The 11,479-nt window shown below is 66.2% G+C and carries 6 protein-coding genes, 1 tRNA gene and 2 pseudogenes; 3 read left to right on the forward strand and 6 right to left on the reverse strand.

The features are described 5' to 3' along the window. The coding region (locus ACIGXE_RS36900) for a hypothetical protein (RefSeq protein WP_399754511.1) at positions 1-207 on the reverse strand (207 nt) is incomplete at its 3' end. A 134-nt stretch (positions 208-341) separates the two neighbouring features. Next, positions 342-1,574, reverse strand: coding sequence for a cytochrome P450 (locus tag ACIGXE_RS36905; protein ID WP_399754514.1), 1,233 nt, complete (start codon positions 1,572-1,574; stop codon positions 342-344). 1,759 nt (positions 1,575-3,333) lie between these two features. Here ACIGXE_RS36905 and ACIGXE_RS36910 point away from each other — a divergent pair. The 3 genes and pseudogenes from ACIGXE_RS36910 (at position 3,334) to ACIGXE_RS36920 (ending at position 7,281) form a co-directional block, all read left to right on the forward strand. After that, positions 3,334-3,633 carry an integrase core domain-containing protein gene (locus ACIGXE_RS36910; protein WP_399754517.1) on the forward strand — a complete coding sequence of 100 codons (300 nt, stop codon included), beginning with the start codon at positions 3,334-3,336 and terminating at the stop codon, positions 3,631-3,633. Positions 3,634-3,825: 192 nt separating this feature from the next. Then, a pseudogene (locus ACIGXE_RS36915) lies at positions 3,826-5,015 on the forward strand (IS110 family transposase); the annotation flags it as partial. A gap of 1,774 nt (positions 5,016-6,789) precedes the next feature. Further along, positions 6,790-7,281: a DUF6233 domain-containing protein gene (locus tag ACIGXE_RS36920; protein WP_399754521.1), complete on the forward strand. Its 492-nt coding sequence runs from the start codon at positions 6,790-6,792 to the stop codon at positions 7,279-7,281. 47 nt (positions 7,282-7,328) lie between these two features. On the opposite strand, the gene ACIGXE_RS36925 is transcribed toward ACIGXE_RS36920, so the two are convergent. The 4 genes and pseudogenes from ACIGXE_RS36925 to ACIGXE_RS36940 all read right to left on the reverse strand — a co-directional run. Next, positions 7,329-7,401: transfer RNA gene (locus ACIGXE_RS36925), tRNA-Arg, on the reverse strand. A gap of 387 nt (positions 7,402-7,788) precedes the next feature. Then, positions 7,789-9,090: an endonuclease domain-containing protein gene (locus tag ACIGXE_RS36930; protein WP_399754519.1), complete on the reverse strand. Its 1,302-nt coding sequence runs from the start codon at positions 9,088-9,090 to the stop codon at positions 7,789-7,791. Positions 9,091-9,622: 532 nt separating this feature from the next. Further along, the gene (locus ACIGXE_RS36935; protein ID WP_399754520.1) at positions 9,623-10,081 is read right to left on the reverse strand and encodes a hypothetical protein; all 459 of its coding nucleotides are present in this window, start codon (positions 10,079-10,081) and stop codon (positions 9,623-9,625) included. A 1,018-nt stretch (positions 10,082-11,099) separates the two neighbouring features. After that, positions 11,100-11,479, reverse strand: a pseudogene (locus tag ACIGXE_RS36940) (hypothetical protein); the annotation flags it as partial.

Consider the following 11,479-nt stretch of genomic DNA (forward strand, 5'->3'; position numbering starts at 1 on the left):
GGTGAAGCCGGCGGCCGCGCTCTTTTTCGAGGTCTCACAGGACCGGGTAACGGGTAGCGATCCGTCGGCTTCAGGTCCCATTAGGTAACGGGGGGGCGAAGTCGGCGGGCCTTGCCAGGCGAAGTCGTAGAGCCAGGTGCGGCCGCCGGTTCGGGCGTGTGCTTCGGCGGTGAAGGTGGTCGGCATGCGGACCAGGGCGTCGGACATGAGGGTGGTGAAGCCCCAGCCGAGGCATTCAAACGAGCTACTGAGGATCGAGGTTGACGACGGGGATACCTCGGGGTCTTCCTGGCCCTCATACCGTCAGTCTGCCGGCCTGCCTGCGCCCGAATTTTGAAGGTCTACAGTGTAGGAGTTATGCGGCATCTGAGCCCGTGGGGCAGGAGTGTGGAGCCGAAGTGATTTATGACCGTGTCGGGATCGGACGCTTCGAGCCGGTATTTTGTAGCTAGTTCCACGGCAGTCGCAGCGAGGATGGTGAGTGCAGGGTTTACTCCAAGGCATCCTCGAGGGCCCCCTCCGAATGGTAAGTATGCATACTTTTGTTCTGGCCGACTGTCCCCCTCCCACCGTGACGGGGTAAAGGTTGCTGGATTCTCCCACCAGCGTTCGTCATGGTGAACCAGGTAGGGGCTGTAGACGATTGTCGAGCCCTTCTCGACGTGGTACCCGCCCAGCTCGAAGTTTGATATGCAGTCTCGCCCGACAAGCCACGCCGGGGGGCGAGTTCGCAGGATCTCTTTGATGAATGCAAAAGTGTAAGGGAGGGCGTCTGATGTGCAGTTATTCTGCGCACTGGCTGCCTCGGAGCGGATGAGTTCCACAACCTGGGGCTGGGCTGCCAGCCAGTAGAAGAGCCAGCACCAGGCGCCGCCGAGAGCACCCATAGCCCTCAATGGTGCAATCCCGAGAGCGTTATGTGCAACCTTGCGGGGCGGCAGTTCTGGGCCACCCAGAATTTGTTCGAGGACCGACACCCCTTGTCCTGGCTCACGCGGAGTCCGTTCCAGCAGCCGGTCAACTTCCTCGGCTATCTGCTGTCTCGATTGCTGTGCCCGCACTCGTCTCCGGTTCGGAAACCATCCAGGTATCCGGCTGACCGCCCCGGTTGGCTTCCCCTCGAATGCTGCGAAGATTGCGCGCTCAATGCCTGTATCCTCCCGGGGGAGGTAGAGTCCGAGTATGAGTCTCAGGGAAATCCTCCAGGCGTCCTCTGCTGGAGAAAACCAGCCCCCACCCTTGGATAGATATTGAAGCGAACCTGACAGGCGGTCCTCAATCTTTGGCGTTTGTTCATTCAGCGCTGCCGGGCGGAAAACGGGGGTTGCGATGCGACGCGCCTCCATCCATTGCTGTCTCTGCTCTTGATCGGGGCAACGGCCGCCAACGAGCGGGTCAGCATCGGGAACGCTGTCTTTGTTGGTTCGGGCCAGTACCCGACCAATCAAGCTGGGGTGACCGATAAAAATGACTCCGTCGTCGATATGGAATATGTCTCCATATTGGCTCTGGGAGGCTCTCAGGTATGTCACCGGGTCCTTGTCGTTCTCTGCCCGCCAGCGGATCAGGGCCATTCTGCAGCAGGACATCGTGGCACGGTGCTGTCCTGGTCGACAGTTGACCACGGGGCCGGACCGGCGCGTCCACTGGTGAACTGTCTCGTAGGTGACTTCAATGCCGCGGTCGAGCATCAGTCTCGACATCACGCAGACTAAGGTTGAAGCAGTGACCAGAACACTCAGTGCGAGATCTCTGGCGGGAAGCGGAATCCCGATATGGCACCCCATCCCCCGCCGATCCGGCCAGACCGATGATCACGCCACCGAAGAAATCCTACTCAATGCACACACGATGCGAGCAATGGACCTGCATGTTACTGAAGAATCGGGTGCGGGCCGGGGACAGGGACGGCTTCACGCATTAAGTTCCTCTACATCTAACCATCAGAGCCCCACGCCGCGACGATTGATGTCACTTCTTCAGCGTGGGGCTCCAGTCGCGACCCCTACTTGTCCAATGCTACAGAACAAGGGGAAGTCACGCGCAAACTAGCCAGTACTCCTGCGGCTTAGACTGCCATTTGGGATCTCCAGGTTCCCAATCGTGTACATCCTGGTAACTCCAGGGTGACTCCGACATGTCTGTGGCAAACCCAGCAGAGCTACTTACCATGTGTTTCCAAGTCTCACTAGCGACCGCAAAGTGCATGCTGCGACGCGCATGCAGTGCCGCCCTCGCCGCATCCTGTGCCACGGTAGGATCCGAGGCGTAGGCTACAGCCTGAAATTCGACATAATAGCAACCGCCGACAGAAGGCGTCTTAATTACGGTTACGCTATTCTCTGCCGCGTGTGACACTGAAGGGGTCACCGCCAGGCCGCCCAACGCAGCCGCCGCCGCCAAAATAAGCGAGATTTTTCGCTTCACGTTTCTCCACTCTCTATCCAACTGAGACGTCTGAACTTGCGCCGACTCTAACGCTTTAGCCAGTCAAGCTGGTTGATTCTGGCCTGTGCAGAGTAAGTGATACCTCTTCTGGGTTTCTGCTAATAGTCTCGTGACTTGCCCTTCGGGGACGGCATACGCGACATGAGCAATTCCTGCTTACCCTTCTCCTGTGGAGTGCTATGTGGGTCTAGTGGCTTTCGGTTAGGGCACGCATCCGCTGACCTGTTCGCCTTTTGTCGACTTTGAAACTGCTCGCGGGAGGGGGGTGTTTGTCCACGGTTGGGGGAGCCGTCGTAGGATGATTCAGTTCGGGGCGTGCCTGACTCGCCGGCCCTACCGCCTCGAGTGACCAAACCCAGAACCACCCCGCTCCGGGAGGGCAGCGACGGAGCAGCACCGGGCGGGTAAAGCCCGCAACACCCGCGCGCAGCGCGGGTGTTCGCTTGCACACCGCCTGGTCATCCAGCTGCGGGCCGCGCTGGATGAGGTGACCGATACGGCGTTGGACCAGGGAATGGCGGACGCGGCCGACGAGGGGTGGTGACTGCGGCGGATCGGTGCCGTTGTAGGCATGTCGCACGAGAAGGTTCGCTACCGCCTGGCCCGGGCAGCGACCGGCGACGCCGAGCCGGGCTGATCAGATCAGGGTGGGCGTCTGTTCAGGCGGGTGGGGCGCAGATGGAAGTTGATGCGCTGAGGGGCGGACACGGGTAAGCCCTCCACGCGCGACGAATCCGGCTATTGGGTTCATGGTCGCTGACAAGTCCACGGGCGATCACCAATCCGATCCAGCTCGCGCTGTGGGCTGGGTCCGGGCCGGTGGTCGAGCTGCTCCAGGACCTCATCCTTGTCCACTGAGCAGACAGCGACCATCGGCGCGGTCCGGTGATCTTCCACTCCGACCGCGGCTGCCAATACACCAGCCGTGAACTCGCCACCCTCGCAGACAAGTTCAGCATTCGTCTGTCGGTCGGCCGCACCGGACAGTGCTGGGACAACGCCCTCGCGGAATCGTTCTTCTCCACCCTGAAGAACGAGCTGGGCGACGCACATCCCTGGCCCAGCAGGGCTCTCGCCCGCACCGCGATCTTCGAGTGGATCGAGAGCTGGTACAACTTGCACCGTCTCCACAGCAGCCTCGGCTACCGCAGTCCCGCCGAATACGAGGCCGTCCTCGCGGCCTGACCACCACACCGATGGTGTCCGCCAAAGCGGAACAAGCTCAGTGGTGTTACCGGGCCCGGAGGCATCGACGGACCGCTGATGAGGGGCTTGAGCACCGGCTTCACCCGAGCCGGAAGAGCTCTCCGTAACGTGGATGTGGCAGCTCGGTGCCCAGGCAAGGCCGGACGAGAACGTGAGCGGAGGGGCCTGCACGTGATCGACACCGGCGACATCGACGTCTTCCTCGGCCTGGACGTCGGCAAGGGCGAACACCACGCCACCGCCGTCACCCCGGCCGGAAAGAAGGCGTTCGACAAGCGCCTGCCCAACACCGAACCCAAGCTCCGCGAGCTGTTCGCGAAACTGAAGGCCAAGCACGGAACGGTGCTGGTCGTGGTCAACCAGCCGGCTTCGATCGGCGCCCTGCCGCTGGCCGTCGCGAGAGACATGGGCTGCCCGGTCGCCTACCTGCCCGGGCTGACGATGCGGCGGATCGCCGACCTCTACCCCGGCGAGGCGAAGACCGACGCGAAGGACGCGTTCATCATCGCGGACGCGGCCCGCGCGATGCCGCACACGCTGCGGGCCATCGACGGCGAGGACGAGACGATCGCCGAACTGGAGATGAACGTCGGGTTCGACGACGACCTGGCCGGCGAGGCCACCCGGGTGGCCAACCGGCTCCACGGCCTGCTGACCCAGATCCATCCGTCTCTGGAACGGGTCCTGGGACCGCGGTTGCAGCACCCGGCCGTCCTCACGCTGCTCGAACGGTTCAGGTCGCGGCCCAGATACGCAAGGCTGGCCGACGGCGCCTGGCCACCCTGCTGCGGCCGAAGGCCCCGCGGATGGCCGAGCGGCTGGTCGAGGACATCTTCACCGCGCTGGACGAGCAGACCGTCACGGTTCCGGGCACCGAGGCGGCCGCACTGATCGTCCCGAGCCTGGCCGGATCCCTGGCCGCCGTCCTTGACCAACGCAAGCTGCTGGCCGGGCGGATCGAGGAACTCCTGGAGGCCCACCCTCTTTCGAAGGTCCTGACGTCCATGCCGGGAATCGGCGCCAGGACCGGAGCCAGAATCCTGATCGAGGTCGGCGACGGCAGCACCTTCCCCACCGCCGGCCACCTCGCCGCCTACGCCGGACTCGCACCCGCGACCCGGAGCTCGGGTTCCTCAATCCGAGGCGAACAACCGTCCCGGAGGGGAAACAAGCAGCTCAAACGGGCCTTCTTCCTCTCCGCGTTCGCCGCCCTGGGTGACCCCGCATCCCGGGCCTACTACGACAAGAAGATCGCCCAGGGCAAGCACCACACCCAGGCCCTGCTCTGCCTCGCCCGACGCAAGGCCGATGTCCTCTTCGCCATGCTCCGCGACGGGACCTTCTACGAACCCGGCCAGCCTCAGCGGCCTCGCCGCACACGGGACAGGCCCGCTCGTCGACCGAGTCCAACACGACCGGATGACCGCAAAAGTCGCACGGCCGCATGCTTTCGCCGGCCGACTCTCGAACAGGCACGTCATCACTCATGACAGCCACACTGCCACCCGACCACCTTGACCAAAGACATAGGGGCACCCCCCTGTCCCATCAGATCCGCACCGCATGGACCTCCTTCGCCGCCACCGGCAACCCTGGCTGGCCATCCTTCGACACCCGCCTTCGCACCACACGCCTCTGGGACGCCACCTCCACCGACACCGCATACCCCGCACCGGACTCCCACCGCATCTGGAGCCAGACACAACGATCTCCCGCCAACCAGTAGCGATTGAGCACCTCTGAAGCCGCTGGTCGATATCGGCAACCTCCGGCCCAGCTCGGCGGCGCCCCCGTCAGTGCCGTCATTTCTCCTCGACATTCGTGAAGCCGGTGATCACGAACCGCCTCCGGAACCGGCCGACAAACGCTGTTCCTAGAGATCCATGAAGCCAGCCCCTGCGCCGAGTCACGGGACAGCCCTCAGCCGCACAGATCAGGCTCGCCTCGCCGCAGACTCCGGAGGACAAAACCCATCCCGGGAATCACCGGCCCCCTATATCGGCGCGACCGAGCCGGCAGAGGCAAACATGAGGAGGGTCTCTGCTCCCAGTCGCCGATGGCGACAGCAAGAGAGCGAGCCGCGGCCCACCGTTCGCGGCGCGCGGCCGGCGGGTGACCGCTGGCCAAAAGTGCCACCGTGCTGGCCACCGCAGCCGGGGCAGCGAACTGATCGACGGGAAGGGGACCGCCACAGTGCGGAGCATCGTGCCGCCAGCCAATCTCCGACGACCAGCGCAGCGTCATATCGGCCCAGGAGAAGACGGCAATCAGCTCACGCCGGACGCCGCTACCCGAAGCACTCGCGGTAAGCGTGTCCGGGGCAAGGCCAGCATCGACAAGAGCGCCATGAACGGCATCGGCATAGAAGAGATGAGGCAGCATCAGGTTCCCCAGCGGTAGAAGCAAGCGATATAACGAAGTGACCCACACGACGACAGACCTGTTGGCCTCCCGTACCGTCCACACCGCGCCCTGCGCTCACGCACGGCACGCACGGCCGCTGAGCCAGTACCCCGTACGGTCGACAAGACGACGGTGATCGCGATACCGCAGCCAGTGCCATCGACCAGCCAGCTGCCCTGTGGCCGGACCAGGCTGAAGCCCACCGTCGCTGACATCACCTGACGGCCGGACACGCCGCCTCCACACGAGGAAGGAACAACCCGGCGAAAGCCATAGGAATCACCGCGTACCCGACAGAAGATCGTAAGATTTAGCGAACCACTCCAGAAAACCCACCAAGAACACAAAAGCCCTGAGCAGCCCATACTCAACATCACCACCACAAACAAGTGAAACAAGGCGTTCTCCCGGCACGAGAGCGTTCTCCAGCTCGGGGCATGGATCACCAACCAGCGCAGCCGGGCGGTGGCGCTGTCCCCGGAGCGGATCGAGCAGTGGTCCGTCATCGCGATGCGCTGGGCGTAAGGGGCAGCGCCGACACCGCCACCACCGCGCGCACGCCATGGCCACGACTCGGTCGTCCGCACGCCGTGGGCACGCGCACAGCAGCAGGCACATCATGCGCGCGGCAGACGATCAAGACGCGGCATGATGACAGCACACCAATGCTGCAGCCAGGACAGGAGGTGAAGAGTGACCGAGGAGCGAGACGCTCAAACGGGGACGCCGATCATGGTCACGCTGCCGGGCGGTCAGGAAATCAGGGCGCGGCTTCATGCCCGGCGTCAGGTGAAGGACGGCTGGCGATACCAGGTGGGGTTCCTCATATGGCAGGACGCCGCTGGTGACGATGTGGAAGCAGCCGAGCACCGCGTCTGGGTCAGCCCGGCACACGCGCGCCCTGTCCCCGGCATCTCCTACGAGCACGTACCCACCCTCCGTGCCTCCCGGACAAGCAGGACGCCGCTACGCGAAGGCCAGCCGGCCTGGACCCTCCAACACCTGCCCCACCGCCCCGGCCACCCAGGCGCCACCCTCATCCACGTCATCGGCTGCACACCCAGCACACAGACACTCGACCGGGAACAAGCCCTCACCGCACTTCGCCAGCCCCGCGCAGCGGCATGCGGAGAATGCGCAGCAGCCGGGTCCCTCACCGACACCGAACGTGATGATCTCCCCGGTCAAGCACCTCAGGAACCGACGCCCATGCCTCCAGGCTGAGCCGCCAACTGCCCACGACTACCGAGCAGGAAGAACCCTGAGCGCCGTGCTCTCGGCAGGATTCGAACCTGCGGCCAGACGCTTAGAAGGCGTCCGCTCTATCCACTGAGCTACGGGAGCCGCAACCGTCACAGCACGGCCGTGTGGTCTTCAAGATGCCACGCACCCACCGCGGACGGCCATCCCTGCCAAGCGGCGCCCGCTCTGCGCTCCTGCTGCAGCCAGCCAGGAGCGTCACCTGGGTGAATACATGAGCGCCGACGGAGCAGCGCAGGCCGCCTCACCACTATTGGTAGCGAGGGATATGGGCTGCCTCTGCTGTCACGAGGCAGCCCACAGCGGCATACGGGGGTGTGGCCTGCCGCCCTTACAACACCATTCGATCACGGACATCGACCTCCTTCCATAAGTGATCACTACTCACCATGACCGGGGCTAGGATCGTGAGCTGTCACCCCAGCCGGACGAGTCCGCTCTGGTCTTGATCCCAAGTCACCTAACGGTCATTCAGAAAAGTGCCAGGCCTTCACCGCTGGTGTCGGCGATGACCGGCCGGGACTGGATGGGCAGGTCGTCCAGGCGGTCGGGTCCGGCCGCGGCAGCCACGGCAGGTGCGGTCTCGGCCAGCCAGGTGCGGAACCGCAGGACGGCTTCGCGGTAGGGGACTCGGGCCAGAAGACGGTGCTCGCCGGAGGGGCAGCAGTCGACGGTGATGGTGAGCAGGCAGGAGCGGGGCGTGTTGTGGCTGCCTGTCCAGGACACGCGCAGCACGCCGCAGGGGGTGCGCCCGCGCGATCCGCGAGGGCGGTGGGTCGGGCGCAGGGAGCGGCAGGCTATATGGGCGGTCCATGCGGCGAGGTGGGGCAGGGGCAGGGTGGTGCGGGCGCGGCAGCCGGGGCAGCGGTGCCAGTGGCGGAGCCAGTCGGTGGCGTGGGTGTCGAAGAGGCGGGTGTAGCGGCCGGCCACGCGGATGTCGTTGCGGTAGAGGTGGTCGGGGCGTTCCAGGGTGTTGCAGGAGTGGCAGACCGGGGCGCGGACGTAGCCGTGTTCGTGGCAGTGGTCGAGGACCGTGGCAGGTGCCGTGCGGCAGACTGCGCAGATCCATCCGGCCACCTTGCCGGAGATGCCCGGCTTCCTGCTAACTGCCGTGTACAGCTGGCCTTTCAGCTCCCCGTCGTACGCTCGCAGCGTCGCAATCGGGCGGTCAGGGCTCGTCACCTGCCCGCCGTCGGCGGTGACGGCCTCGCTTGGCTGCCGCACGCCTTGCAGCCACTGCCGCTCGGCATGCTCGGCCGCGTCCAGCAGCCGGACCACACCACGCGGCAGCCACCATGACCGCGCCTCGCGCCCCTGAGTCTGCTCGACGAGCATCCGGCGCCAGTCGATCCCCGCCAGGTGGAGCAGCCGGCCGCCTTCGCGTCGTGACGCCCGGTCAGGGCCTCCGGGCTCCCGCAGTTCCCCGGCAATACGCTCACGCCACCCCAGCAGCGTCCCCTCCACGCGCTCCCGCTTCAGCGCGCCACGGAACGGACCGATACGCACCAAATCCCGGCGGTCCATCTCCACCGCGTTCAGTTCCGCAGCCGCCCGGCGCACCTCAGTCTCCGGCACACCCCACCGGCCGCCGTCCGCCTTCACCGTCGCCACCACGCGGCCCCCGAGCAGGACATACCCCCGAGCAGGAGAACAGGTAAACACCGCGGCAACCGTCGGCACAGCACTCGCGCCCGTCAGGTCAGCCCACAAAGCGTCCGCAGCGCCCAGCAAGATCAGGCCGCCCCTGTGGCCTTGGATGACACGCTCTGACATACCAGCAGGCTAACGACCCGCACCGAATGGTGATAGTTGGTGATCAACATGCTCCGGGAACTGCCAAGCGCCGGGCGACCATCAGCCCCTCCCGGTGATGCCGGCCATGGCCGACGCAGATCCGGCGGATCACGCGTTCCCACCGGTGTATCCGGCGCGGCTTCCCGGATACACCGGTGGTCCCTTCGCGGCGGGACACTCCGCGAAGGGACCACCGGGGCTGCCTCCTCAGCTGGTCCTGGTCCCTGAGGAGGGCGCCTCTCCGCTGCGTTTCCATTGTCAGCGGGCAGAGCAGGAGACGCGACACGGGAGCGTCATACACCGTTGACAGCTATAGGGTCTGTGGCGCGGCACGCCCCGATATACCCCTTTCACCCGCTACAGTCCTGGCACGAGGTAGCACAGTAAAATCCGGGCCTCGACACCCCAGGGTTTCACTGCTGCGGTGCCGGTTACGGCACAAGCCCGGGACCTGGCGAGTGGAAGCTCCCCTTCAACCACCAGGTCCAGAGGCCCCCCGGCCACCGACCAGTCATCCCGCGGAGCTCGCCCTGCCGAGCGCCTCACCGGCCTGTTCCAGCGTGAGCGCGTCCCTGCCGGAAAGCCGGCGCATCGCACACGGCCGGACAGGAATCAATGGGCCGGACTGCCGCGGTCTTCTACAATCCCTCCTGCCGCCATGCCGCCTCACGCCCCAGGCCAATTCCCCATGCGCACCGACCGGGTGGACGCCCGCCCCGTGACCGACCACGTCCAGCATCTGATCGCCCAGCGTCCCGGCCTGCCGGCAGCCGCCATCGCCCGAAAAGCCGGCATCGCCCCTTCCACCCTCAAATCGCTGCTGTCCGACGCCCAGCGTCGCCCGGATGCGGCTCGCACGGTCAGCCGCGCCACAGCCGTCCGTCTGCTGGCCGTCGCGCTGGACGATCTGCCGCACCGTGACCGTGGCTACGGCGGGCGCTCCACCGACGCCGCCCCCGCTCTGCGCCACGTACGCGCACTCCTGGCCGCCCACCCCCACCTGTCGCAAGCCGCGCTGGCCCGCGCGGCCGGCATATCGCTGACCACGCTCGCGGCCGCCCTCCACGACGTGGACGCCGGCCGGCCCCGCCGCGCGCCGCCGCAGACCGGCTGCTCGCCCTCGGCACCCGCACCCCCCTGCCCGAACACGCCACGCGCCGCGGCGACACCATCGACGCGGCGCACGTCGCCGCCCACATCCGGGACCTGCAGGTGCGTTACGACCGGGCCAGTACGGCTTTCATCGCCCAGGTTGCCAGGGTCAACGCCAGCACCCTCGCCTCCGCGCTGATCGACCACGAGCGTGACGCGCGGCGCGGGATCAATACGAATGTCGCCCGGCGGGTTCTGGCCGTGCGCGAACTGCCCCCGCCGGCCTTCCCGCGCCGCAGTCATGTCACGGAGATCGGTCTCCTGCGGCGCCTGCGCGGCCTGTGCGCCGCCGGCTGGACCCTGCCCGCCATCGCCCAGGCCGGCGCCACCACGGCGAAATCACTCACCGATTTCGCGAGAACCGGCACCAGCACGCCCGCGGTCCGCAGCGCGATCCTCACCGCCTGGGACCGCCTGGCCCACCGGCCGGGCCCCTCCGCGCCCAGGCCCGTCGACGTGCCGCGGCGAAAGCCTGGGACCCTCCCCTGGCCTGGGACGAACACAGCATCGACGACCCCGACACCCTCCCCAGCGGCACCCGCATACCCGGACGCCCCCAGCACTGTGACCCCTCTGTGCTGCGGCACGAACTGGCCTTCTTCACCCACCACCTCGGCCTTGGCCACCCCACATGCCTCCGCCGCCTCGGCCTCAGCACCCGACACACCCGCCAACTCCTCCACCCGCCACCAGCCAACCCCGGCACCCCCCACACCACCGCCACGTAACGAGAGTGTCAGCGGCCAGTTAGATTTCCCCACTCGCGGCCACGTCGGCTCCCCACCACCGCCACTTCAATTCCCCATGGGCGGCCACTTCGTGTAAGCAGCGTGAGGTCATCCTCGGCGGTGTCCGCCCCACCACGGCAGGATCGGCGGCAGGTCGCTGAGTCCGCCGGCTGGCCGCTTTGGCATCGGCGACTCCCCATCGTCCCCGTCCCAGCGACGCGCGTATTGATCCGGGAGGCTGCCCCACCCCCAGTAGGGAACGGGGCGGTCGGGGGTCTCACCGAACTCGTCGAAGGGATCGATACGCCGCTCGCCCACCGTGCAGAGGTGCGCCCAGTCATCACCCATGTCGAAGACATAGGCGAACTGCTCGCCGGCCTGCAGCCTGCTCAGCTGAGCTTGTTCCGCTTTGGCGGACACCATCGGTGTGGTGGTCAGGCCGCGAGGACGGCCTCGTATTCGGCGGGACTGCGGTAGCCGAGGCTGCT

Source organism: Streptomyces sp. NPDC053431 (assembly GCF_044544925.1).
In the GTDB taxonomy this organism is placed as follows: Bacteria; Actinomycetota; Actinomycetes; order Streptomycetales; family Streptomycetaceae; genus Streptomyces.